The following is a 23522-nucleotide window of genomic DNA, read 5'->3' as shown; positions in this document are numbered from 1 at the left end:
GATCGGGGATATAAATGGATTCTGACGCAAACCGGGCCCAGGCGGCCCGTCAGATGCAAGAGACTTTTGCCGCGGGCCTGCAACAGGCCATGGGGGCCATGGCAAGCGGCATGCCGGCGGGCTTTGGTTTTCCCAACGGCGTGAGCGGCGCGAACGGCGCCCAGGGCCAGCCCCTGCTGCAGTTCGACCCGGCCAAGCTCCAGGAACTGCAGCAGCGCTACATCGCGGATGCCTCGGCGCTCTGGAACCAGGGCCTGCAGGACGGCGCTGATACCCTGGTGGCTTCGGACCGCCGCTTCTCCAATGAAGCCTGGAAAACCAATCCGGTCTCGAAATTTTCCGCCTCTACCTATTTATTGAACGCCCGTACCTTGATGGAGCTGGCCGACGCCGTGCAGGCCGATGCCAAGACGCGCGCGCGCGTGCGTTTTGCCGTCGAACAATGGATGGCGGCCACCGCGCCCAGCAACTTCCTGGCGCTCAATGCCGAGGCGCAGCAAAAAGCCATCCAGAGCCAGGGTGAAAGCATCGCCCAGGGCATCACCAACCTGCTGCACGACATGAAGCAGGGCCATGTCTCCATGACCGACGAGCGTGTGTTCGAGGTCGGCAAGAACGTCGCCACCACCGAAGGCGCGGTGGTATTTGAAAACGAATTCTTCCAGCTGCTCGAATACAAGCCGCTCACGGCCAAGGTCTATGAAAAGCCCTTTTTGCTGGTGCCGCCCTGCATCAACAAGTTCTACATCCTGGACTTGCAGCCCGAGAACTCGCTGATCCGCTATGCGGTCAGCCAGGGCCACCGTACCTTTGTGGTCAGCTGGCGCAACCCCGACGAGTCCATGGCCGGCAAGACCTGGGACGACTACATCGAGCATGCCGCCATCAAGGCCATCGAAGTGGTGCAGGACATCACCGGCGCCAAAACGCTCAACGCCCTGGGCTTTTGTGTGGGCGGCACCATCCTGGGCACGGCGCTGTCGGTGCTGGCCGCGCGCGGCAAAAAACCGGTGGCCAGCGCCACCTTGCTCACTTCCTTCCTGGACTTCACCGATACCGGCATCCTGGACATCTTCATCGACGAGACCTCGGTCAAGTACCGCGAGGCCGAGATGGGGCAGGGCGGTTTGCTCAAGGGTCAGGACCTGGCTTCGACCTTCAGCTTTTTGCGGCCCAACGACCTCGTCTGGAACTACGTGGTGGGCAACTACCTCAAGGGCGAGACACCGCCGCCCTTTGACCTGCTCTACTGGAACAGCGACTCCACCAACCTGCCCGGGCCTTTTTATGCCTGGTACCTGCGCAACACCTATTTCGAGAACAACCTGATCAAACCCGGCAAGGCCGTGGTCTGCGGGCAGAAGGTCGACCTGCGCAAGGTCGACATCCCGGTCTACCTCTACGGCTCGCGCGAAGACCACATCGTGCCGATTGGCGGCGCCTACGCCTCCACCCAGCACCTGCCGGGCCCCAAGCGTTTTGTGATGGGGGCCTCGGGCCACATCGCCGGCGTGATCAACCCGCCGGCCAAGAAAAAACGCAGCTACTGGACCCGCGACAAGCTGCCGCAGGGCAAATTCCCCGCCACCCAGGCCGAATGGCTCAAGGGCGCGACCGAGCACCCCGGCAGCTGGTGGACCGACTGGTCGGACTGGCTCAAAGGCCATGCCGGCAAGCAGGTCGCCGCGCCCAAGGCCTACGGCAGCCGCAAATACCCGGTCATAGAGCCCGCGCCGGGCCGCTACGTCAAGGCCAAGGCCTGAGCGCCGGCGCCCGCGGCCCTGTCATCATTGTTTAAAAACCACTCCAGAAACTTCAAAAAGGGAACACACCATGGAAGACATCGTTATCGTTGCAGCCGGCCGCACCGCGGTGGGCAAATTCGGCGGCTCGCTGGCCAAGATCCCCGCGACTGAACTCGGCGCGGCCGTCATCAAGGGCGTGCTGGAGCGCTCGGGCCTGAGCGCCGAGCAATTGGGTGAAGTCATCCTGGGCCAGGTGCTCACGGCCGGCGTCGGCCAGAACCCGGCGCGCCAGGCCGTCATCAAGGCCGGCTTTCCCAACGGCATCCCGGGCCTGACCATCAACGCGGTCTGCGGCTCGGGCCTCAAGTCGGTCATGCTCGCGGCCCAGGCCGTGGCCACGGGCGACAGCGAAATCGTGATCGCCGGCGGCCAGGAAAACATGAGCGCGGCACCGCATGTGCTCAACGGCTCGCGTGACGGCCAGCGCATGGGCGACTGGAAGATGGTCGACTCCATGATCGTCGACGGCCTGTGGGACGTCTACAACCAGTACCACATGGGCATCACCGCCGAGAACGTCGCCAAAAAATACGGCATTGACCGCGCCGCGCAGGACGCGCTGGCCCTGGCCAGCCAGACCAAGGCCGCGGCCGCACAGGACGCCGGCAAGTTCAAGGACGAAATCATCCCTGTCACCATTCCCCAGAAGAAGGGCGATCCGGTGGTGTTCGCCGCCGACGAATTCATCAACCGCAAGACCAGCGCCGAAGGCCTGGCGGGCCTGCGCCCGGCCTTCGACAAGGCCGGCGGCGTGACGGCCGGCAATGCCTCGGGCCTGAACGACGGCGCCGCCGCCGTGATGGTCATGACGGCCAAGAAGGCCGCCGCGCTGGGCCTGAAGCCGCTGGCCCGCATCGCCAGCTACGCCACCACCGGCCTGGACCCGGCCTACATGGGCATGGGCCCGGTGCCGGCCTCGACCAAGGCGCTGCAGCGCGCCGGCTGGAAAGCCCAGGACCTGGACTTGCTCGAAATCAACGAAGCCTTCGCGGCCCAGGCCTGCGCGGTCAACAAGGAAATGGGCTGGGACACCAGCAAGGTCAACGTCAACGGCGGTGCCATCGCCATCGGCCACCCGATTGGTGCGTCCGGTTGCCGCATTCTGGTGACGCTGCTGCACGAGATGGCGCGCCGCGACGCGAAAAAAGGCATCGCCAGCCTGTGCATAGGCGGCGGCATGGGGGTAGCCCTGACCCTGGAGCGCTGAGCCAGGGGTCACAATGTCCCAACCGGCACACATCCTGCATACGCAGTGATCGCAGCCATGGCGCGCGTTGGGACATTCAACGGTTTTCAGGCAGTTCAAAGCGTTAAAGACAGTTCACAAAATCAATCAAGGAGATCGCAATGGCAAAAAAAGTAGCGTACGTCACGGGCGGCATGGGCGGCATTGGAACCGCCATCTGCCAGCGCCTGGCTAAAGACGGTTTCACGGTGATCGCGGGCTGCGGCCCCACGCGCGACTATGCCAAGTGGCTCGATGAGCAGAAGGCGCTGGGCCACACCTTTTACGCCTCGGTGGGCAATGTCGGCGACTGGGACTCCACCGTCGCGGCCTTCGACAAGGTCAAGGCCGAGCACGGCCCGGTGTCGGTGCTGGTCAACAACGCCGGCATCACGCGCGACGGCCAGTTCCGCAAGATGAGCAAGGCCGACTGGGACGCGGTGATTTCCACCAACCTCAACAGCATGTTCAACGTGACCAAGCAGGTCATCGAGGGCATGATTGAAGCGGGCTTCGGCCGCATCATCAACATCTCTTCGGTCAACGGCCAGAAAGGCCAGTTCGGCCAGGTCAACTACTCCACCGCCAAGGCCGGCCTGCACGGCTTCACCATGGCGCTGGCGCAGGAGGTCGCGGCCAAGGGCGTGACGGTCAACACCGTGAGCCCGGGCTACATCGGCACCGACATGGTGAAAGCCATCCGCCCCGACGTGCTCGAAAAAATCGTCGCGGGTGTTCCGGCCAAGCGCCTGGGCCAGCCCGAAGAAATCGCCTCCATCATTGCGTGGATTGCGTCCGAAGAGGGCGGCTATGCCACCGGCGCCGACTTCTCGCTCAACGGCGGCCTGCACATGGGCTGAGGCCCGCCGGGCGCTTTGAAGAACCCCGCCTCGGCGGGTTTTTTTGTGCCCAATGCACGCGGGGTTGAAACGAACACCCTGCGAAGCTGTGGGGACTTGGCGGGTGGGCGCTCACGCGTCTGTAGTAAATTAAAGCCACGTGTTCTACGGGGACAGCCCGCCTGCCGGGCTGCGTCGCAGGCCTTAGAACCTGTTCACGGCCTAAACGGGGCCGCGCAAGTACCTTCTCGGGATGGGATGCAAGGCGCGGTGCGCCGCCCATAGTTCATCTATGGGCTAGCGCCGCAACGCCGCAGACCGCCCGAGAAGGCACTTGCCCTCCGGGTTGGGGTGAAATCGGGCGATTGAGCCACCCAGGCCCTTGCATGGGCATGAGCCCATGCGGCGGTCCCGGTCGGCCCACTCATCCCGATTGCACCCCAACGCGGCCCCGTTTAGGCCGTGAACAGGTTCTTAACCACTCTCCAAAAGGAATCCCTCCCGCATGCCCCACAGCGTCTCCCTGATCAGCACCATCGCCGCCGGCTTGGGCCTGGCGCTTGTTTTTGGTTTTCTCGCGGTGCGGCTGCGTTTGCCCGCGCTGGTGGGTTACCTGCTGGCGGGCGTGATCATCGGGCCCTTCACGCCGGGCTTTGTGGCCGACGCGGAGATCGCCAGCCAGCTTGCTGAAATCGGCGTGATGCTGCTGATGTTCGGCGTGGGCCTGCATTTTTCGCTCGACGACCTGCTGGCGGTGCGCAAGATCGCCGTGCCCGGCGCTGTCGTGCAGATGACGGTGGCCACCGCCCTGGGCATGGGTCTCGCGCACTGGTGGGGCTGGAACCTGGGCGGCGCGCTGGTGTTCGGCCTCTCGCTTTCCGTGGCCAGCACCGTGGTGCTGCTGCGCGCGCTGGAAAGCCGCGGCATCCTCGATTCGGTCAACGGGCGCATCGCCGTGGGCTGGCTGGTCGTCGAAGACCTGGCCATGGTGCTTGTGCTGGTGCTGCTGCCGCCGCTGGGCGGCTGGCTGTCGGGCAAGGTCGATGCCGACGTCAACGCGCTGTGGAAAACGCTGGGCATCACCTTGCTGCAGGTGGGCGGCTTTGTGGCCCTGATGCTGGTGGTGGGGCGGCGCTTTTTTCCGTGGGTGCTGTGGCAGGTGCAGCGCACCGGCTCGCGCGAGTTGTTCACGCTGTGCGTGGTGGCGGCCGCCGTGAGCATCGCCTTCGGCGCCACGGCGCTGTTCGGCGTGTCCTTCGCGCTGGGCGCCTTCTTCGCCGGCATGGTGATGCGCGAGTCCGAGTTCAGCCACCGGGCCGCCGAGGAGTCGCTGCCCCTGCGCGACGCTTTCGCCGTACTGTTTTTTGTGTCGGTGGGCATGCTGTTCGACCCCTGGGTGTTGCTGGAGCGGCCGCTGCAGGTGTTGGCCGTAGTGGCCATCATCATCGTCGGCAAGACGCTCGCGGCCGGCGTGCTGGTGCTGGCTTTCCGCTACCCGCTCAACACGGCGCTCACGGTCTCGGCCAGCCTGGCGCAGATCGGCGAGTTCTCCTTCATCCTGGTCGGCCTGGGCGCCTCGCTGGGCCTGCTGCCGCCCGAGGGGCAAAGCCTGGTGCTGGCCGGCGCCCTGATTTCCATCGCGCTCAACCAGCTGGTGTTCAAGGCGGTGCAGCCCCTGCAGCAATGGATACTGGCGAAGTCGCCGCTGGCGCGCAAGCTCGAGGCGCGCGACGACCCGACCGCCGAACTGCCAGCCAGCACCGACGAAAAATATCTGTCCAACCACGTGGTGCTGGTGGGCTACGGGCGGGTGGGGCGGCGCATTGCCGAGGCGCTCAAGGCGCACCACGTCCCCTTTGTGGTGGCAGAGCAGAACCGCGAGGCGGTGGAGCGGCTGCGGGCCGAGGGAACGGCTGCCGTGTCAGGTGATGCCGTGGAGGCCGAAGTGATGGTGCAGGCCCACATCGCGCAGGCGCGCATGCTGGTCATCGCCACGCCCGACACGCTGGACGTGCGGCAGATGGTGGCGACGGCGCGCGCGCTCAACCCCGCCATTGAAATCGTGGTGCGCACCCACAACGAGGCCGAAGCACGATTGCTTGACAGCGAGAAGGCCGGCAAGGTCTTCCTCGGCGAGCAGGAACTTGCCCAGTCCATGACCCGCCATGTGCTGGAGCGCTCCGGCGCGGCCGCGGCGCCGGGCGCAAGCCACTAGTGCTTCAGGCCGTGGCGAGCGGCGTGTCGATGAAAGGCCTGATGTTGCGCATCGCGCGCGCGACGTAGTCTTCTTTTTCTCCCACGGGTGCGACGTAATGCATCGCACCGTGCGCCTCCGCCAGGCCCACCAGGCGGGCAATGACCCAGGCGGCCAGGTATTGCGAGGCCAGGCAGCCGCCCGCCGTCGCCACATTGCCCCTGGCCACAAAAGGCTGGTTCAGCACGGTGACGCCGGCTTCCTCGACCCAGGGTTTGGTCGTCAGGTCGGTGCAGGCTGGTACACCGGCAACCAGCCCGAGTTTTGCCAGCACCAGCGTGCCCGAACACTGCGCGCCCAGCAGTTGCCGCGCAGGGTCCAGCCGCAATTGCGCCATCAAGGCCGCATCGGCCACCACCTCGCGCGTGCGCATGCCGCTGCCGACGATGACCGCGTCGGCGGCGCTGGCCTCGGCCAGCGATGCCTGCGCCTCGAGCACCACGCCGTTCATGGACTTCACGCGCGCGGTGGGGCTGGCGATCGACACGCGCCAGCCCGGCTTCCTGACGCGGTTGAGGATGCCGAGCGCGATCAGCGAGTCGAGTTCATTAAAACCTTCAAAGGTGAGGATGGCGATGTGCATGGTGGCGGTTTCTCCGTGGTGTATGGATTCAGGTGGGGCCATCGTAGACATGCAACGCAATACAATCAAATGATTGTCATGGATACATCGCCCTATGGCCCAGGCCCGCTACAAACAACTGGTTGATACGCTCGCGGCGGACATTCGCGCGGGGCGATTGCCGCCGGGCACGCGCCTGCCCACCCACCGCCGGCTCGCCGAACAGCATGGCCTGGCGCTGGTGACGGCGACGCGCGTTTATGCGGAGCTCGGGGCCATGGGCCTGGTCAGCGGCGAAACCGGCCGCGGCACCTTTGTCAGGGAGAGCACGCTTGCGCGCGAACTGGGCATAGACCAGCACGTCGTGGCTTCGGGCATGGTGGACCTGAACTTCAACTACCCCTCGCTGCCGGGCCAGGCCGAGTTGTTGCGGGAAGGCTTGCGCCAGCTTGCCGCCTCCGGCGACCTGGAGGCCCAGCTGCGCTACCAGCCGCACGGAGGGCGCCCGCATGAGCGAGCGGCCATGGCGCGCCACCTCGCATCCCGGGGCTTGAGCGTTGGCGCGGACCAGGTGATGATTGTGAACGGCGCCCAGCAGGGCCTGGCCATCACCGCCATGGCGCTGCTGCAGCCGGGCGATGTGGTCGCGGCCGACGCGCTGAGCTATCCGGGCTTCAAGGTGCTGGCCCAGGCGCATCGCCTGGAACTCGCGCCGATTCCGGCGGCCGGCAACGGCCCCGACCTGGATGCGCTGGAACGCCTGTGCCGGCGCCGGCGTGTGCGCGCCGTCTATGCGATGCCGACGCTGCACAACCCCCTGGGCTGGGTCATGGGCGCGAGCCGCCGGCGCCAGCTGGTGGCCATTGCCCGGCGCCATGGCCTGCTCATCATCGAGGATGCGGCCTATGCTTTTCTCGCCCAGGACCCGCCAGCCCCGCTGGCGGCGCTGGCCCCCGAAATTACGGTTTATGTGTCAGGGCTTTCCAAGAGTGTGGCGACCGGTTTGCGCGTCGGCTTTGTTGCCGCGCCCGCTGACGATGTCCCCGGGCTGGAGCGCGCGATCAGGGCCAGCACCTGGAACACACCCGGCGTGATGACGGCGCTGGCCTGCGGCTGGCTGGAAGACGGCACGGTCGCCCGCCTCGAATCGGAAAAACGCGGCGATGCTGAAGCCCGCCAGAGGATTGCCGCCGAGGTCTTCGCGGGGCTGCGCTGTGTGCGCCATCCGGCGTCTTATTTTGTCTGGCTGCCGATGGTGGAGGAGCAGCGGGCCGACAAGCTTGCCGCGGCGCTCATGCGCGAGGGGATTTCGGTGTCCACGGCCGAAGCCTTTGCGACCACCGCCCAGGTGCCGCATGCCATCCGACTGGCCCTGGGCTCGGTAGCGCTGGAAACGCTGCGCGAGGCGCTGCAAAAAGTCAGGCGCGCTGTAGATGCGCAGGCCTGGTGAGCGCGCGGCCTAGTTCTTCGCCCTGGCCCGCAGCACGGCCGAGCGCACCAGTGGCAGCCTGTCGTTGCCGAAGTACATGTCCTCGCCCACAAAAAAGGTGGGCGAGCCGAAGGCGCCCCGGCGTATGGCTTCGTCGGTGTTGGCCTTGAGTTGCTCCTTGATGTCGGGTCTGGCGATGCCCGCGAGAAACGCTTCGGCATCAATGCCCACCTGCCGGCAAATCGCGGCCAGCACCTCGTCCTGCGAGATGTCTTCCTCGCGCGTGAAATAGGCCGCGAAGGTGGCTTCGATGAACGCCAGGTAGTGAGGCTGCGCCGCGGCATCCTGCGCGATCCACAGGCAGCCGCGCATGGCCTTGACGCTGTTGACCGGGAATATCCTGGGCGGAAAGGCGATCTTCAGGCCGGCTTCGCGCGCGTTGTCGCGCACATCCTTGAGCATGTAGCGGTTCTTGGGCGTGTCCATGTCTTCGCGCGCTGCGTAAATGCCTTTGTTGACGCTGTTGAAGATGCCGCCGACCAGCACGGGCTTCCAGTTGATGCCCTCCTGGAGTTCGGCCGCCAGCGGCTGGATGTTGCGAAAGGCGATGTAGGTCCAGGGGCTGGAGCAGTCGAAGAAAAATTCAATCATGGTGTGTCTCTTGGGGCTGTTTCTTTGTTGGGAAGGTCAGGACATCTTGTGCGCGCCTTCGCGCACGCTTTGCGCGGTCTGGCCGAACAGGGCCTTGCGCGCCTCTTCGGTCAGGGCCGGCGCGCGCAGTTCCTTGCCCAGGTCCAGCCCGCGTTTGATGGCCAGCCTCTCGAACAGGGCGTCGTACCAGCGCTGCACATGCGGAAATTTTTGCAGGTCCACCTGCTGCGCCTTGTGGGTGCGCACCCAGGGGAAGATGGCCATGTCGGCAATGGAGTAATCGGCGCCGGCCACAAACGCGCCCGTGCGCGCCAGCTGCGCATCGAGCACACCGTAAAGGCGGTCCACCTCCTTGCCGTAGCGGTCTATGGCGTAAGGAATCTTTTCGGGCGCGTACAAAAGAAAGTGGCCGTTTTGCCCGGCCATGGGGCCCAGGCCGCCCATCTGCCACATCAGCCATTGCAGGGCCTGGTAGCGCTCGCGCAGGCCTGAGGGCAGGAAGCGGCCGCTTTTTTCGGCCAGGTAAAGCAGGATGGCACCGCTTTCAAATATCGCCACGGGTGCGCCGCCGCCGGCGGGTGCGTGGTCGACGATGGCCGGCATGCGGTTGTTGGGGCTGATGGCCAGGAAGTCCGGCGCGAACTGCTCGCCCTTGCCGATGTTGACCGGGTGCAGGCGGTAGGGCAGGCCGCATTCCTCCAGCATGATGGAGATCTTCCAGCCGTTGGGCGTGGGCCAGTAATGCAGGTCAATCATGGGAATCCTCAAAAAAGAAGTGCGTCAGATCAGGTAGGCCAGCTGCGGGTGGTCGGCGGCGAGACGCCGCGCTTCGCTGCCGCCCGGCGTCATCATGCTGAAGTCCGAAAAATCAAAGCCCGGCCCGACCATGCAGGCCACCAGTGTGTAGCCCGCGGCATCAGCGGCTCGGGGCCTGGCGGCTTGCCACAAGCCGGCCGCCACGACATGTTGGGGCAGGGTGGCGGTGCTCACGGGGCCCAGGACCACGCTGTGCAGGCGGCTGTCCGCCGCGTCCCAGGTCCAGAGGTCCAGCGGCGCGCCTTCCAGGTGCACCCAGGCCTCGTCGGACAGCACGCGGTGCCAGCGCGAGTGCTGCGCGGTTTCGAGCAGGAAATAAATCGAGGTCAGGGCGCTGCGCGCGGGCCTGCCGTCCTGCGGCGCCACCTCGCCCGCGGAGCGGAACACCTCGCGGTACCAGCCGCCTTCCGGGTGGGGCTGCAGTTGCAGCTGTTCAATCAGTTGCCGGGTGCGGGGTGTCGGTGTCGATGGCATGAGGCGCAGTGTGCCTCAAACCCGCCAGGGCTTTCAACCGGCAAGGATTGCCCCCGCATCTTGCGGGGCAGCCTCTCTATTCGAGGTCTTCAATGGCCAGGCTGTGGTACTTCTGCGCGTAAGAGAAAGGCACTTTGCGCACCACCTCCATGATGCGTTCCGTGGCATCCTTGTTGGGCACGGGAATCATCAGCGCATGGTGGCCCTCGCGGGCCAGGTCCACGTATTTGTGGACGGTGGCGCCCTCCGTGCCGACGCGCGGCAGGTGCACGTCCGAATGGCCATCGGCGCGGCCGAGGTCGGCGATGATGTCTTCCGGCGTCAGCAGCATGACGCCGTCGCTGCCCACTTCCAGCTCATGCGCCACTTGTTTGGCGTCTTCGGCGTCCGGGAACATGATGAAGGCGTATCCGGTGGGGTAAAACACACCGCCCATACTGAGCATTTTTTTGGTCAGCTCAAAGTGCTTCATGGCGAATCCTTTCATGCTTGCGTTGCAACAACGAATCATTAAGGCGCGGAAACTGGGTATTTCCGGTCAGCGCTTACATCCTCTTCCTGTAAGACATGAACGTCAAGGCCCCCACGGTCGCTCACTGCGTGTAGCTCCCGAGGCCTTGCAGGCCGCGGCTCGCGAGACGCTTCGCCTCTGTCGCCCGTCCAAGCCTGCGCAAGCAGGCTTGGAGCCGCGGGCTCCAGCCCCTCGGGGGCCGCCCGCCTGTGGCCCGGCAAAGCCGGTTCCACGGCTCATGCTTGCATGAAGAGTTTCAGTAGTGCAATGAGCTGCAAGCTACATGCAGTCATGTGGCCGTAGGAGCTAGTTCAGTTCTTCAAGCTTGATGGTGGGGTCTGCCATTACCCGCACCGTGCTTTGCAGCCCCTGCAGGATCTGGTTGGCAAAAAAGCTGCTCTGGGTGTCGGGCTCCAGCGCCGCCATCACGAGGTTGGCCATGGGCTGGTTGAGCGGCACATAGTAGCTGCCGCGCGGCACGTCGACCACACCGCGCGCCAGGCTGACCTGCACCTTGATGATGGCATTGCCGTCGGCGATGGCCCCGCGCACATCCTGGCGTTCGCCCGAGGTGCTGGCCGTTTCGCGGTAGCTGTCGCCCAGCATGGATCCCTGCTCGGCAACGCGCATGACCTGCACGCCGTGCAGGCGCAGCCTGTCGACGGCCACGGTGGACGCGGCCGACAGCCAGTAGCCGCAGGGGCGGGCCCGGGCCTTCAGGGTGCGCAACGCCAGCGCGGAATCCCAGTCCACGCTGACGGCCTTGTCGGCGCCGGTGACCGGGTCCAGCATCAGCAGTTCGTACTGGGCGGCGGTGGGGGCGGCTTCGACGATGGCCTGCTCCTTGCAGGCCTGGGTGCTAACTTCCTTGTCGAGGTAGGGGCGCAGCTGCTGCAACTCGCCCGCGCGCTGGGCGGTGCTGGCCAGCACGCTGGTGATGGCCGTGACCTGGGTGTGCACGCGCCGCTGGATATGCAGCCGGCCTATGCCGACGCCGCGCGTCTCGATCAGCAGGCTGATGGCGTTTTTCAGCCCGCTCACGTTACGGCCGGTGTCGGGCTGGGTGCCCCCCATGGAGATTTTTTTGTCGGCCAGGTCGCTGGAGGTGGTGTAGTACCACTCGCTGCTGAGGTTCTGGCCCTTGAGCGCGGCCAGCAGCGGGCGGCGGTACCACTCTTCGGCGGCCTTGGTCAAAAACTCGGGCAGGTTGGCGGTGGTGGCGTACTGGAACAGCGCGTCGAACTTCTGCACCGCGCCGAATTTCTGCAGGTAGCGGCCCACCACCGTGTATTCATGGGCATCGACCACCACGGTCGGGTTGTAGTCGCGGGCCAGCCGGGCCAGTGCCTGGGCTTCGGGTGTGTTCAGCAGCAGGTGGTCGCGGTTCATGTCCAGGCCGCCACTGGTGGCGCGCTGGTCGATGGCGGCGCCGTCGGGATTGCCGCGCGGAACGATGACCACGTTGATGCGCTCGAGCGCCGGCTGCAGCAGGCCCTGCGCGAGTTCGCGCGCGATCACCAACAGCGCCTCGCTGCCGGCCGGCTCGTCGCCGTGCTGCTGGCCGACCAGCAGCACCGTGGGTTTGCCGGCGGCCTGCATGACAGCCGGGTCCGTACCGCCGGCACGCGTCAGCACCAGCGCCTCCAGCGTTTCGCCGCGCTGCGAGCGGCCTATCGGCAGCACGCTGGCTCGCAAGCCCGGCGTGCGTGTGGCGGCCGCCGCCTGTTCCCGCAGCCAGGCCTGGATTTCGGCCTGGGTGGTGAAGCTGCTACGGCCTGCTTGCAGGCCGGGTGTGTTGTAGCTCACCGAAGGCGCCGGGAAGCGGGCGGCAACGGCGGCGCTGTAAGGAGCGGGCGCCTCAGCCTGGGCGGCGGGCGAGGAGGGCGGCGCGGCCGGTACGGGCGCTACCTGCACGGCGGCCGGCGGGGCAGGGCGCGGCGCGGCGGGTGCCGGAGCGACAGTGGCAGGCTGTGCCGAAGGCGGTGTCCATGGCGGCAGCGGAACGGAGGTGCAGGCAGCCAGCAGGGCCAGCGGCGCGAGCAAAGCCAGCGGGCGCAGGCGCTGAACGTAGGGGGTGGGGCGTTGCGTGGCCCGGGTTCGCGGCATGGTGGTCGTCATGGATTTTTGCGTCTCAAGCATGGCCTGGTGCTACAAAGAATGGAGCGCTCATATTACCCGGCTTGCCGCCCCGGCCGCATGGCGGTTTGACGAAAAATGGCGGGTGTCCGTACATGTAACGGCCGTGCCGGCGCCGGCGCAAAACCCTTGGCGCCGCGGGTAGAGGCCTTTCTGGGAAAATGCGGCCATGCCTCTTGCGGTTTCCACCACTTCTTTCTCGCACCCTCCGGTTGCCGGCCATCCCTGGCGCCTGAGCGTGGCCCCCATGATGGACTGGACTGACAGGCATTGCCGCCACTTTCACCGGCTGCTGTCGCGCCATGCCCTGCTTTACACCGAGATGGTGACCACGGGTGCGCTGATCCACGGCGACGTGGAGCGCCACCTGCGCTTCAATGCCGAAGAGCATCCCGTGGCCCTGCAGCTGGGCGGCAGCGAGCCGGCCGACCTGGCGCAGTGCGCCAGGATGGGCGAGCAATGGGGTTATGACGAAATCAACCTTAACTGCGGCTGCCCCAGCGAGCGCGTGCAGCGCGGCGCCTTCGGCGCCTGCCTGATGGCCGAGCCGCAGCTGGTGGCCGATTGCGTGAAAGCCATGGTCGACGTGGTAGCTGTGCCGGTCACGGTAAAGCACCGCATCGGCATCGACAAGGGCGAGAGCTATGAATTTGTGCGCGACTTTGTGGGCACGGTCAGCGAGGCCGGCTGCAAGGTCTTTATCGTGCACGCCCGCAATGCCTGGCTCAAAGGCCTCTCGCCCAAGGAAAACCGCGAGGTCCCGCCGCTGCGCTATGAACTCGTGCACCGCCTCAAACGGGAATTTCCGCACCTGGGGATTTGCATCAACGGCGGCATCAACACGCAGGAAGAGGTGGCCGGGCACCTGGCCGCGCTTGACGGCGTGATGATAGGCCGCGAGGCCTACCACAACCCCTGGTGGCTGGCGTCCTGGGACAGCGCTTTCTTCGGCGCCGCCGAATCCCCGCTGAGCCGCGAGGCTGTGGAGTCGCAGATGTGCGACTACATGGTGCGCGAGGCCGCCGAGCACGGCACGCCCAAGAGCGCCATCGCGCGCCACATGCTGGGCCTGCGCAACGGCCTGCCCGGCGCGCGGCGTTGGCGCCAGGTCTGGAGCGACCATCGCCTGCGCGATATGCCGCCGCATGCCGTGATGACCTTGGCGCATGAAATGCCGGCTTCATCGCCATCGGCGCCCGCCGATGCCACCGCCATGGCCCATGCCTGATTCCGCGCAAAAACAGGCGCGCCGGGCGCTGGCCCTGCTCTGGTTGGTGCCGGCGCTCTGGACAGTCAACTACATCGTGGCGCGCAAGGCACCGGGCGTGATAGGCCCTTATCTGCTGGCTTTCGGCCGCTGGGGCCTGGCGGCCTTGTTGCTGCTGTTGCTGACCCGGTCCGAGTTGTGGCGCCAGCGGGAGCACATCGCCAAGGTGTGGTGGCAGTATGTGGTCTTGGGCACCCTGGGCATGGTGATCTGCGGCGCCTGGGTTTACCAGGGGGCGCGCTCCACGGGCGCGATGAACATCGCGCTGATTTATTCGGCCTCGCCGGTGCTGATAGGCCTGGGCGCGGTGGTCTGGCTGGGCGAGCGCCTGAGCCTGCGCCAGGGCCTGGGCGTGGTGCTGGCCATTGCCGGGGTGGTGCATGTGGTGGTCAAAGGCCAGTGGACCGCGCTGGCCGGCGTGCAGTTCTCGGCCGGAGACCTGTGGATCGTGGCCGCCACGGTGTCCTGGGCGGCTTATGCCTTGCTGCAAAAGCAGTGGCCCAGCCCGCTGGGCGCCACGGCCCGCCTGGCCGCCATCTGCATAGGCGGCACTTTGGTGCTGTTTCCCTTGACGATGTGGGAAATGTCACGAGCCGAGGCCTTGCCGCTGAGCGGCTACGGCCTGTGGCTGATCGTGGTGGCCGCGATTGTGCCGGGGCTGGGCGCTTACTGGATTTACGGTTGGGCGCAAAAAATCCTGGGGGCCAGCCGCGTGGCGGTGTCGCTTTATCTCGGGCCTTTGTATGCGGGGCTGGCCGCCTGGGGTGTATTGGGCGAACCGTTGGGCTGGCACCACGCGGTGGGTGCCGCATTGATCTTGCCCGGCGTATTTTTTGTAACGGGCGCCGGCAAGGGGCTGACGAAAAAACATTCAAGGCCCATACTGACAGAAGGAACTTGAAATTCCTGACACGCGTTGGCGACTTCGGCTTGCGTCCTGCTGTTTGTCTGTGCAACGCGTGTGCATGAGTTTTGTCTTTTGAATGCGCCCGGGCCTTGAAATGGATCACATCCAGCGATCGCACTCTTCAAGAAGATCTCCCGGAGCTGCCTGATCGCCTGCACGATCAGCTACTGAAAATATAGCAAGCTCAAGGGCCGGCATGACAGGCACACACCGTTGCCGGCATGTGCACAGAAGCACACACATCATTCGCATTCGTTAAAAAATACGCTGTACCTATTCGCGCATTTGGAAAATAATGGAGTCGATAGTTCGTTGGAACTTTCCATTGAAGTTGCGATCTATCAGTCACCTGGTGTGAGACAAAAGTTCGATGCATAGCGCGGAATCTGGAGCAGGTTTCCATCTCGAGTCGGGGTTCTTCGGTACCCGCGCGCAAAGGAGGATTTATGGATGTCGTCCGTAATTTTCTGACGCGTTATGAGCAGACGCGAGAAGAGGAACTGTCCATCGAGGACTACCTCGATGCCTGCAAGCGCGATCCTCTGGTCTATGCCACCGCGGCCGAGCGCATGCTCGCCGCCATCGGCGAGCCTGAGCTGCTGGACACCCGGCACGAGCAGCGCCTGTCGCGCGTGTTCGGCAACAAGGTCATCAAGATCTACCCGGCATTCAAGGACTTCTACGGCCTGGAGGATCCCATCGAGCAGGTGGTTTCCTACTTCCGCCACGCCGCGCAGGGCCTGGAGGAGAAAAAACAAATCCTGTACCTGCTGGGCCCCGTGGGCGGCGGCAAGTCGTCGATCGCCGAGCGGCTCAAACAGCTGATGGAGCAAGTGCCTTTTTATGCGCTCAAAGGCTCGCCGGTCAATGAGTCGCCTCTCAGCCTGTTCAACAACACCGAGGATGCTCCCTTGCTCGAAGCGCAGTACGGCATCGCGCCGCGCTACCTGCAGCGGGTGATGTCGCCGTGGGCGGTCAAGCGCCTTGAGGAATACGGCGGCGACATCCGGCGTTTTCGCGTGGTCAAGCGCTTTCCTTCCATCCTGAAGCAATGCGCCATTTCCAAGACCGAGCCCGGCGACGAGAACAACCAGGACATTTCCTCGCTGGTCGGCAAGATCGACATCCGCAAACTGGAAACCTATGCCCAGGACGATCCCGACGCCTACAGCTATTCCGGCGGCCTGTGCCTGGCCAACCAGGGTTTGCTGGAGTTTGTCGAGATGTTCAAGGCGCCCATCAAGGTACTGCACCCCTTGCTGACCGCCACCCAGGAGGGCAACTTCAAGGGCACGGAAGGCTTCGGCGCGATTCCCTTCGACGGCATCGTGATGGCGCACTCCAACGAAAGCGAGTGGAAGGCCTTCAAGAACAACCGGAACAACGAGGCTTTCCTGGACCGGATCTACATCGTCAAGATTCCCTACTGCCTGCGCGTGTCGGAGGAAATCCGGATCTATGAAAAACTGATCCACAACTCCTCGCTGCGCGAGGCCATCTGCGCGCCCGGCACTTTGAAGATGATGGCGCAGTTTGCCGTGCTGACGCGCCTGAAGGAGCCCGAGAGTTCCAGCATCTTCAGCAAGCTGCAGGTGTACGACGGTGAAAACCTCAAGGACACCGACCCGAAAGCCAAGAGCTACCAGGAATACCGCGACTACGCGGGCGTCGACGAGGGCATGAACGGCATCTCGACGCGATTTGCCTTCAAGATTCTGTCCAAGGTGTTCAACTTCGACTCCACCGAGATTGCGGCCAACCCGGTGCACCTGATGTATGTGCTGGAGCAGCAGATAGAGCGCGAGCAGTTCCCGCCGGAGACCGAGCAGAAGTACCTGGCTTACATCAAGGAAATCCTGGCCATGCGTTATGCCGAGTTCATCGGCAAGGAAATCCAGACGGCCTACCTGGAGTCCTATTCGGAGTACGGCCAGAATATTTTCGACCGCTACGTGACCTACGCCGACTTCTGGATCCAGGACCAGGAATACCGCGACACCGATACCGGGGAGATCTTCGACCGCTCGGCGCTCAATGCCGAGCTCGAAAAAATCGAGAAACCGGCCGGCATCAGCAACCCGAAAGACTTCCGCAACGAGATCGTCAATTTTGTGCTGCGCGCGCGCGCCAACAATGCCGGCAAGAACCCCTTGTGGACCAGCTATGAAAAGCTGCGGACCGTGATCGAGAAAAAAATGTTCTCGAACACCGAGGACCTGCTGCCGGTGATTTCCTTCAATGCCAAGGCCAGCGCGGACGAGCAGCAAAAGCACGAGGACTTCGTCAACCGCATGGTCGCCAAGGGCTACACCACGCGCCAGGTCCGCCTGCTGTGCGACTGGTACCTGCGGGTGCGCAAGAGTTCCTGAGTCCATGGCGCGCCGCGGCGGACGCGCCATGTGTCATGTGTATGTGACCGGAGATCACCGTGCTCCAGCAAGTCATTGACAGGCGGTTGTCGGGAAAGAACAAGTCCATAGGCAACCGCGAGCGTTTCCTGCGCCGCTTTCGCGAGCAGATACGCGATACCGTGCGCCGCGCCGTCGCGGGCCGCAGCATCCATGACATCGAACAGGGCGAAGACGTCACCCTGCCGCGGCGCGACGTTTACCAGCCGGTGTTTGAGCACACCGGCGGCACGCGCGAGAGCGTGCATCCCGGCAACCGCGAATACGTGCGCGGTGACCGCATTGCCAAGCCGCAGGGCGGCCGCGGCGGCGGCTCGGGCGGCGAGGCCAGCCCCGACGGCGTGGGCGAAGACGATTTTGTCTTTCGTATCACGCGCGAAGAGTTCATGCAGTACTTCTTCGACGACCTCGCGCTGCCAGACCTGATCCGCACCCAGCTCCTGCCCGATGCGCCGGAATGGAAATCGCGCCGCGCCGGTTTCATCTCCGACGGAACGCCGACCAACCTGCACGTCGTGCGCTCGCTGCGGGTTGCGCTGAGCCGCCGTATCGCCATCGGCGGGGAAACCCGGCGGCAATTACATGAGATGGAAGCGCAACTGGCGCTGGCTGAGCGCGGGGCGCCCGGTTTGCCGGGCGAGATTTTGGCCCTGAAAACACAGATCGAGGCGCTTCGCCGGCGGCTCAAGACCATCCCGTTTTTTGATCCCTTCGACCTGCGCTACCGCAACCGGGTCAGGGTGCCGCAGCCCAGCGCCAAGGCGGTCATGTTCTGCCTGATGGATGTCTCGGGTTCCATGGATGAAACACGCAAGGACATTGCCAAGCGGTTTTTCATCCTGCTGTACCTGTTCCTCAAAAAGCATTACGAGAGGACCGACGTCATCTTCATCCGCCACCACACCCAGGCGACCGAGGTGTCCGAAGAAGAGTTTTTCCAGTCGACCGAGACTGGCGGCACCGTGGTGTCCAGCGCCCTGGCCTTGATGCACCAGATCATCCAGGAGCGCTACCCGCCCGGCGACTGGAACATTTATGGCGCCCAGGCCTCGGACGGCGACAACTGGCACCAGGATTCGGCCCGCTGCCGCGAGCTGCTGGTTGGCAAGCTGCTGCCGGTGTCGCGGTATTTTGCCTACGTCCAGGTTGGTGAAGAGGACCAGAACCTCTGGGAGGAGTACACCCAGGTGCAGGAGGAGCACCGGAACTTCGCGATGCGCAAAGTCGGCGCCGCCGACGAGATCTTTCCGGTGTTCAGGGAACTGTTCAAAAAAGGCGTCAAGCCATGACAAAGACCAGCGCGAAAAAACCTGCCGAAGTGGCCGTACCCGGTTTTTCGGGCTTGTCCGGTGTATCCGGTTTGTCCGATACAGGGCGCCGGCGCGCCTGCCTGCCCAGCCCGTCCGACTGGTCCTTTGAGTTGATCGAGCTCTACCACGGCGAGATCGCGCGGACCGCGAAGTCCTTCGGCCTGGACACTTACCCGGTGCAGCTCGAAGTCATCACCGCCGAGCAGATGATTGACGCCTATGCGTCGGTGGGCATGCCGGTCAACTACCGGCACTGGTCCTTCGGCAAGCAGTTCATCTCGACGGAAAAAAATTACCGCCGCGGCCAGATGGGGCTGGCTTATGAAGTCGTGATCAATTCCAACCCTTGCATCGCCTACCTGATGGAAGAAAACACCATGCCCATGCAGGCGCTGGTGATGGCCCATGCCTGTTACGGCCACAACTCCTTCTTCAAGGGCAACTACCTGTTCCAGATGTGGACCGATGCCGCCGCCATCATCGATTACCTGGTCTACGCGCGGGCCTACATCAGCGAATGCGAGGAGCGCCACGGCTGGGAGCCCGTCGAGCAGTTGCTGGACTCCTGCCATGCGCTGATGAGCCATGGCGTGGACCGCTACCAGCGCTCGCAGAAGCTGTCGCTCGCGGAGGAAGAGAGCAGGCGCAAGGACCGCGAGGCCTATTTGCAGCAGCAGCTCAACGACCTCTGGCGCACGGTGCCCAAGCCCGCCGACAAGCCGGCCGAAAAACCCAATCGCCGCTTCCCGCCGGAGCCGCAGGAAAACATCCTGTACTTCATCGAAAAAAACGCGCCCCTGCTGGAGCCCTGGCAACGCGAGGTGATCCGCATCGTGCGCAAGATAGGCCAGTACTTTTACCCGCAGCGCCAGACCCAGATCATGAACGAAGGCTGGGCCACGTTCTGGCATTACACGCTGCTCAACAGCATGTACGAAGAGGGCTTGCTGACCGACGGTTTCATGATCGAATGCCTGCGCTCCCACACCAATGTGATTTACCAGCCGCCGGTGACGCACCCGGCCTACAGCGGCATCAACCCTTATGCGCTGGGTTTTGCCATGTTCACCGACCTCAAGCGCATTTGCGAGTCCCCCACCGACGAAGACCGGCTATGGCTGCCGGATGTCGCGGGTTCGGACTGGCGGGAGACGCTGAATTACGCGATGCGGCATTTCCGCGACGAGAGTTTCATCGGGCAATACCTGTCGCCCCATTTGATACGCGAGTTCCGCCTTTTTTCCGTGGTGGACGATGCCGGCCAGCCCGAGCTGGAGGTGGCGGCCATCCATGACGCCGATGGTTACCGGCATGTGCGCGAGGCGCTGTCGCGCCAGCATGACTTGAATTACCGCGAGCCCAATATCCAGGTCTGGGACGTGGACGTGCGTGGGAACCGCTCGCTAACGCTGCGCCACAGCCGCCACAACGACAGGACACTCACCGACGACGTCCAGGAAGTGATCAAGCATGTCGCGCGCCTCTGGGGTTTCCGCGTGCTGCTCGAAAGCGTGGACAAGCATGGCAAGGTGGTGCAGCACTGGGAGGCGCAGCCGCACGCCTGACGCCAGCCATGGGCCTGTCAGGCTGCCGCTTCCAGTCCGTTCTTGAAGTGTTCGCGCATGCGCTGCGCGGTGGCCTCGGCGTCGCGCGCGGCCAGCGCCTGCATGATGGCGCGGTGTTCGGCCAGCGACTCTTCGATGCGGCCGCTCTTGAGCAGGGAGTTGTGGCGGTTGAGCTTCATCACCTTGCGCAGGTCGGCCACCATCTGGTCGCGCCAGCGGTTGTTGGCGATTTCCAGCAGCCGCATGTGAAAGGCCTCGTTGATCTCGAAAAAGCGTTCGCGGCTGCCGGCGGCTTTTTCAAGCTCCTCGTGCAGGCCCTGCAGTTCCTTGAGCTGCGATGGTGTCGCTTGGGCGGCCACCACGCCGGCCGCGTCGCTCTCGAGCAGGGCGAGCAGGTGGTAGACGTCGGCCAGGTCGCGTTCGGAGACTTCCGTCACGTAGGCGCCGCGCCGCACCTTCATGGTGACCAGGCCTTCGGTGGCCAGCACCTTCAGGGCCTCCCGCAGCGGCGTGCGGCTGATGCCGTATTCCTCGGCCAGCTTGAGCTCGTCTATCCAGCTGCCCGGCGCCAGCTCGCGGCTGAAAATGCGCTGGCGCAAAAGCTCGGCGACTTCTTCATAAAGCGCTCGGGGAGTCAGGGACACGGCGGCCATGGACATAGGGTGTTTTTGGGTGGGGCAGGAAGCTTCAGCAGGGCGCTGCTTCCTGTCAGCGCTGGCGGTATCTTAACTGAAACTGAATTTTGCATCAATAATTATAAATGATGTAAACTTGCCTCCGATTCATGTATTCATCTCGGCTTGAGCCTATGCTGCTGGCATCGCAGCCCCTGGCCTGAAGCCCTGTACGGTAACAACATCCCATGTCCAAGCCCCATTCCGAACCTGAATTTCCCGCTGCCAGCCTTGAGGCCTGGGCCAAGGCCGCCGCCAAGTCGGCGCCCGGCGGCGACCTGGGCGCACTCAACTGGCAAACGCCGGACGGCATCAGCGTCAAGCCGCTGTACACGGCCGAGGACGTCAAAGACCTTCCGCATACCAATACGCTGCCGGGCTTTGAGCCCTTCATTCGCGGCCCGCAGGCCACCATGTACGCGGTGCGGCCGTGGACGATTCGCCAGTACGCGGGTTTTTCCACCGCCGAGGAATCGAATGCCTTCTACCGCAAGGCGCTGGCCGCTGGCGGACAGGGTGTCTCGGTGGCCTTCGACCTGGCCACGCACCGCGGCTACGACAGCGACCACCCGCGCGTGACCGGCGACGTGGGCAAGGCCGGCGTGGCCATCGATTCGGTCGAGGACATGAAAATCCTGTTCGACCAGATTCCGCTGGACAAGGTCAGCGTCTCCATGACCATGAACGGGGCGGTGCTGCCGGTGCTGGCGGGTTATGTGGTGGCGGCCGAAGAGCAGGGCGTGAGCCAGGACAAACTGAGCGGGACCATACAGAACGACATCCTCAAGGAGTTCATGGTCCGCAACACCTACATCTTCCCGCCCCAGCCCAGCATACGCATCATCGGCGACATCATTGAATACACGGCGCAGAACATGCCCAAGTTCAATTCGATCTCGATCTCGGGCTACCACATGCAGGAAGCCGGCGCCAACCAGGCGCTGGAGCTGGCCTTCACCCTGGCCGACGGGAAAGAGTATGTGAAGACCGCGCTGGGCAAGGGCCTGGATGTCGATGAGTTCGCCGGGCGGCTGAGCTTCTTCTGGGCCATAGGCATGAACTTCTACCTGGAGGTCGCCAAGATGCGCGCCGCGCGCCTGCTGTGGTGCCGCATCATGAAGGGCTTCAATGCAAAAAGCCCCAAGAGCCTGATGCTGCGCACCCACTGCCAGACCTCGGGCTGGAGCCTGACCGAGCAGGACCCCTACAACAACGTGGTGCGCACCACCATAGAGGCCATGGCCGCGGTCTTCGGCGGCACGCAAAGCCTGCACACCAATTCCTTTGACGAGGCGATTGCTCTGCCCACCGAGTTCAGCGCCCGCATCGCCCGCAACACCCAGCTCATCATCCAGGAAGAAACCCACATCCCCCAGGTGATAGATCCCTGGGCCGGCAGCTACATGATGGAAAAGCTGACCCAGGACATGGCCGACGCCGCCTGGGCCATCATCGAGGAAGTCGAGGCCATGGGCGGCATGACCAAGGCCGTGGACAGCGGCTGGGCCAAGCTCAAGATCGAGGCCGCCGCGGCTGAAAAACAGGCGCGCATCGACAGCGGCAAGGACGTCATCGTCGGCGTCAACAAATACAAACTCAAGACCGAAGATGCCATCGAGTCGCGCGACATCGACAACGTGGCCGTGCGCGAGGGCCAGATCAAAAGGCTCAAGGCCATCAAGGCCGGCCGCGACAACGCGGCGGTGCAGGCCGCGCTGGACGCCTTGACGGCGGCCGCCGAAAATAACAGCGGCAATCTGCTGGACCTCAGCATCAAGGCCGTGCGCCTGCGCGCCACGGTGGGCGAGGTCAGCGATGCCCTCGAGAAAGTCTACGGGCGCCACCGCGCCGATACACAAAAGGTGACCGGTGTGTACGCTGCCGCTTATGACTCGGCCGAAGGCTGGGAAACCCTCAAGACCGAAATCAACGCGTTTGCCGAGGAGCAGGGCCGCCGCCCGCGCGTGATGATCTCCAAGCTGGGCCAGGACGGCCACGACCGCGGCGCCAAGGTGGTGGCCACGGCCTTCGCCGACCTGGGTTTCGACGTCGACATGGGGCCGCTGTTCCAGACGCCCGAAGAGTGCGCACGCCAGGCGATTGAAAACGACGTGCATGCGGTGGGCGTCTCCACGCTGGCCGCCGGCCACAAGACGCTGGTGCCGGCCATCATCGCTGAGCTCAAGAAGCAGGGCGCCGACGACATCATCGTGTTTGTGGGCGGTGTGATTCCGCGCCAGGACTACGACATGCTTTACGAAGCCGGCGTGAAGGGCATCTACGGCCCGGGCACACCGATCCCGGCCAGCGCCAAGGATGTGCTCGAACAAATACGGAAAGCCGTTAATGCCTGACTCTCAAAAAAAGGATCCCGTTGGGCGGTGGGTCTGCGCTGGCCTACTTTTCGTTATTCTGTTTCCCATTGGGATCTTCATGATGATTGCAGGCCAGACTTTTGGGGCGGTTCTCATGCTGTTTCTGCTGTTTGGGTTTGTTGGCGCTTTGCTTTTTGGCTCCGATGAACTGCTGAAAAAAATGGCACGGTGGCCGAGTTTCTGATGTCGCCGATTGTTGATTTTCATGATGGCCTGTTGGGGCTGAGTGAGGGCACCGCCCAGCGCCGCGCCATCGCCAAAGCCGTCACGCTGGTGGAGTCCATCCGCGTTGATCCTGGCCGGCACCGGGAATG

General features: G+C 64.2%; 19 protein-coding genes. 12 read left to right on the top strand and 7 right to left on the bottom strand.

The window, feature by feature from the left end; genetic code table 11:
- Window positions 1-14 precede the first annotated feature (14 nt).
- The 4 genes from phaC to ybaL all read left to right on the top strand — a co-directional run bounded on the left by phaC (window position 15) and on the right by ybaL (window position 6084).
- Entirely contained in the window at window positions 15-1763 is a 1749-nt protein-coding gene (gene phaC / locus BLQ85_RS05105; RefSeq protein ID WP_074575277.1) for a class I poly(R)-hydroxyalkanoic acid synthase, read from the top strand.
- A 70-nt stretch (window positions 1764-1833) separates the two neighbouring features.
- The gene (locus BLQ85_RS05100; RefSeq protein WP_074575276.1) at window positions 1834-3012 is read left to right on the top strand and encodes an acetyl-CoA C-acetyltransferase; all 1179 of its coding nucleotides are present in this window, start codon (window positions 1834-1836) and stop codon (window positions 3010-3012) included.
- A gap of 140 nt (window positions 3013-3152) precedes the next feature.
- The gene (phbB, locus tag BLQ85_RS05095; RefSeq protein ID WP_007866947.1) at window positions 3153-3890 is read left to right on the top strand and encodes an acetoacetyl-CoA reductase; all 738 of its coding nucleotides are present in this window, start codon (window positions 3153-3155) and stop codon (window positions 3888-3890) included.
- A 484-nt stretch (window positions 3891-4374) separates the two neighbouring features.
- A complete protein-coding gene (ybaL, locus tag BLQ85_RS05090; protein WP_074575275.1) occupies window positions 4375-6084 on the top strand; it encodes a cation:proton antiporter domain-containing protein in 1710 nt (569 codons plus the stop codon).
- A 4-nt stretch (window positions 6085-6088) separates the two neighbouring features.
- Here ybaL and BLQ85_RS05085 read toward each other — a convergent pair whose 3' ends face one another.
- Entirely contained in the window at window positions 6089-6706 is a 618-nt protein-coding gene (locus BLQ85_RS05085; RefSeq protein WP_074575827.1) for a DJ-1/PfpI family protein, read from the bottom strand.
- A gap of 94 nt (window positions 6707-6800) precedes the next feature.
- Between BLQ85_RS05085 and BLQ85_RS05080 the strand changes: the two genes are divergently transcribed.
- Window positions 6801-8135 (top strand): aminotransferase-like domain-containing protein, encoded by a 1335-nt coding sequence (locus tag BLQ85_RS05080; protein ID WP_074575274.1) that lies wholly within the window; start codon window positions 6801-6803, stop codon window positions 8133-8135.
- A gap of 9 nt (window positions 8136-8144) precedes the next feature.
- On the opposite strand, the gene BLQ85_RS05075 is transcribed toward BLQ85_RS05080, so the two are convergent.
- From BLQ85_RS05075 to BLQ85_RS05055, 5 genes are all read right to left on the bottom strand, one after another.
- Window positions 8145-8765, bottom strand: coding sequence for a 2-hydroxychromene-2-carboxylate isomerase (locus tag BLQ85_RS05075; RefSeq protein ID WP_074575273.1), 621 nt, complete (start codon window positions 8763-8765; stop codon window positions 8145-8147).
- 36 nt (window positions 8766-8801) lie between these two features.
- Window positions 8802-9521 (bottom strand): glutathione binding-like protein, encoded by a 720-nt coding sequence (locus tag BLQ85_RS05070; RefSeq protein ID WP_074575272.1) that lies wholly within the window; start codon window positions 9519-9521, stop codon window positions 8802-8804.
- Window positions 9522-9545: 24 nt separating this feature from the next.
- Window positions 9546-10055 (bottom strand): cupin domain-containing protein, encoded by a 510-nt coding sequence (locus BLQ85_RS05065; RefSeq protein WP_083336751.1) that lies wholly within the window; start codon window positions 10053-10055, stop codon window positions 9546-9548.
- 76 nt (window positions 10056-10131) lie between these two features.
- Window positions 10132-10527, bottom strand: coding sequence for a hypothetical protein (locus BLQ85_RS05060; protein WP_074575826.1), 396 nt, complete (start codon window positions 10525-10527; stop codon window positions 10132-10134).
- Between the two features lie 345 nt (window positions 10528-10872).
- The gene (locus BLQ85_RS05055) at window positions 10873-12684 is read right to left on the bottom strand and encodes a M14 family metallopeptidase (protein WP_074575825.1); all 1812 of its coding nucleotides are present in this window, start codon (window positions 12682-12684) and stop codon (window positions 10873-10875) included.
- A gap of 187 nt (window positions 12685-12871) precedes the next feature.
- On the opposite strand from BLQ85_RS05055, the gene dusA reads away from it, so the two are divergent.
- From dusA to BLQ85_RS05030, 5 genes are all read left to right on the top strand, one after another.
- Window positions 12872-13930 carry a tRNA dihydrouridine(20/20a) synthase DusA gene (gene dusA / locus BLQ85_RS05050; protein WP_074575271.1) on the top strand — a complete coding sequence of 353 codons (1059 nt, stop codon included), beginning with the start codon at window positions 12872-12874 and terminating at the stop codon, window positions 13928-13930.
- Complete coding sequence (locus BLQ85_RS05045; RefSeq protein WP_074575270.1) at window positions 13923-14870, top strand: DMT family transporter; 948 nt, start codon at window positions 13923-13925, stop codon at window positions 14868-14870. The genes dusA and BLQ85_RS05045 overlap by 8 nt, the downstream gene beginning before the upstream one ends.
- Window positions 14871-15322: 452 nt before the next feature.
- On the top strand, window positions 15323-17245 hold the full coding sequence (locus BLQ85_RS05040; protein WP_074575269.1) for a PrkA family serine protein kinase: 1923 nt from the start codon (window positions 15323-15325) through the stop codon (window positions 17243-17245).
- Window positions 17246-17298: 53 nt separating this feature from the next.
- Window positions 17299-18573 carry a YeaH/YhbH family protein gene (locus BLQ85_RS05035; RefSeq protein WP_074575268.1) on the top strand — a complete coding sequence of 425 codons (1275 nt, stop codon included), beginning with the start codon at window positions 17299-17301 and terminating at the stop codon, window positions 18571-18573.
- Entirely contained in the window at window positions 18570-20159 is a 1590-nt protein-coding gene (locus tag BLQ85_RS05030; RefSeq protein ID WP_074575267.1) for a SpoVR family protein, read from the top strand. Before BLQ85_RS05035 ends, BLQ85_RS05030 begins: the two co-directional genes overlap by 4 nt.
- A 17-nt stretch (window positions 20160-20176) precedes the next feature.
- Here BLQ85_RS05030 and BLQ85_RS05025 read toward each other — a convergent pair whose 3' ends face one another.
- Complete coding sequence (locus tag BLQ85_RS05025) at window positions 20177-20812, bottom strand: GntR family transcriptional regulator (RefSeq protein ID WP_074575824.1); 636 nt, start codon at window positions 20810-20812, stop codon at window positions 20177-20179.
- A gap of 209 nt (window positions 20813-21021) precedes the next feature.
- Here BLQ85_RS05025 and scpA point away from each other — a divergent pair, with 209 nt between their 5' ends.
- Together scpA and BLQ85_RS24145 are read left to right on the top strand one after the other, a co-directional pair.
- Window positions 21022-23187 carry a methylmalonyl-CoA mutase gene (gene scpA, locus BLQ85_RS05020; RefSeq protein WP_074575266.1) on the top strand — a complete coding sequence of 722 codons (2166 nt, stop codon included), beginning with the start codon at window positions 21022-21024 and terminating at the stop codon, window positions 23185-23187.
- The gene (locus BLQ85_RS24145) at window positions 23180-23392 is read left to right on the top strand and encodes a hypothetical protein (protein WP_139200896.1); all 213 of its coding nucleotides are present in this window, start codon (window positions 23180-23182) and stop codon (window positions 23390-23392) included. The genes scpA and BLQ85_RS24145 overlap by 8 nt, the downstream gene beginning before the upstream one ends.
- The last annotated feature ends 130 nt before the right edge of the window (window positions 23393-23522 follow it).

Origin of the sequence: Polaromonas sp. JS666, assembly GCF_900103405.1 — a bacterium.
Classification (GTDB): domain Bacteria; phylum Pseudomonadota; class Gammaproteobacteria; order Burkholderiales; family Burkholderiaceae_C; genus Polaromonas.
Note: the sequence above shows the minus strand (reverse complement) of the source record. Positions and strands in the feature narration are given on the sequence as shown.

Excerpts from the sequence above, each read along its gene's own strand:
- phaC (WP_074575277.1), top strand. The coding sequence starts at position 15 with ATGGATTCTGACGCAAACCGGGCCCAGGCGGCCCGTCAGATGCAAGAG.
- BLQ85_RS05100 (WP_074575276.1), top strand. The coding sequence starts at position 1,834 with ATGGAAGACATCGTTATCGTTGCAGCCGGCCGCACCGCGGTGGGCAAA.
- phbB (WP_007866947.1), top strand. The coding sequence starts at position 3,153 with ATGGCAAAAAAAGTAGCGTACGTCACGGGCGGCATGGGCGGCATTGGA.
- ybaL (WP_074575275.1), top strand. The coding sequence starts at position 4,375 with ATGCCCCACAGCGTCTCCCTGATCAGCACCATCGCCGCCGGCTTGGGC.
- BLQ85_RS05085 (WP_074575827.1), bottom strand. The coding sequence starts at position 6,706 with ATGCACATCGCCATCCTCACCTTTGAAGGTTTTAATGAACTCGACTCG.
- BLQ85_RS05080 (WP_074575274.1), top strand. The coding sequence starts at position 6,801 with ATGGCCCAGGCCCGCTACAAACAACTGGTTGATACGCTCGCGGCGGAC.
- BLQ85_RS05075 (WP_074575273.1), bottom strand. The coding sequence starts at position 8,765 with ATGATTGAATTTTTCTTCGACTGCTCCAGCCCCTGGACCTACATCGCC.
- BLQ85_RS05070 (WP_074575272.1), bottom strand. The coding sequence starts at position 9,521 with ATGATTGACCTGCATTACTGGCCCACGCCCAACGGCTGGAAGATCTCC.
- BLQ85_RS05065 (WP_083336751.1), bottom strand. The coding sequence starts at position 10,055 with ATGCCATCGACACCGACACCCCGCACCCGGCAACTGATTGAACAGCTG.
- BLQ85_RS05060 (WP_074575826.1), bottom strand. The coding sequence starts at position 10,527 with ATGAAGCACTTTGAGCTGACCAAAAAAATGCTCAGTATGGGCGGTGTG.
- BLQ85_RS05055 (WP_074575825.1), bottom strand. The coding sequence starts at position 12,684 with ATGACGACCACCATGCCGCGAACCCGGGCCACGCAACGCCCCACCCCC.
- dusA (WP_074575271.1), top strand. The coding sequence starts at position 12,872 with ATGCCTCTTGCGGTTTCCACCACTTCTTTCTCGCACCCTCCGGTTGCC.
- BLQ85_RS05045 (WP_074575270.1), top strand. The coding sequence starts at position 13,923 with ATGCCTGATTCCGCGCAAAAACAGGCGCGCCGGGCGCTGGCCCTGCTC.
- BLQ85_RS05040 (WP_074575269.1), top strand. The coding sequence starts at position 15,323 with ATGGATGTCGTCCGTAATTTTCTGACGCGTTATGAGCAGACGCGAGAA.
- BLQ85_RS05030 (WP_074575267.1), top strand. The coding sequence starts at position 18,570 with ATGACAAAGACCAGCGCGAAAAAACCTGCCGAAGTGGCCGTACCCGGT.
- BLQ85_RS05025 (WP_074575824.1), bottom strand. The coding sequence starts at position 20,812 with ATGGCCGCCGTGTCCCTGACTCCCCGAGCGCTTTATGAAGAAGTCGCC.
- scpA (WP_074575266.1), top strand. The coding sequence starts at position 21,022 with ATGTCCAAGCCCCATTCCGAACCTGAATTTCCCGCTGCCAGCCTTGAG.
- BLQ85_RS24145 (WP_139200896.1), top strand. The coding sequence starts at position 23,180 with ATGCCTGACTCTCAAAAAAAGGATCCCGTTGGGCGGTGGGTCTGCGCT.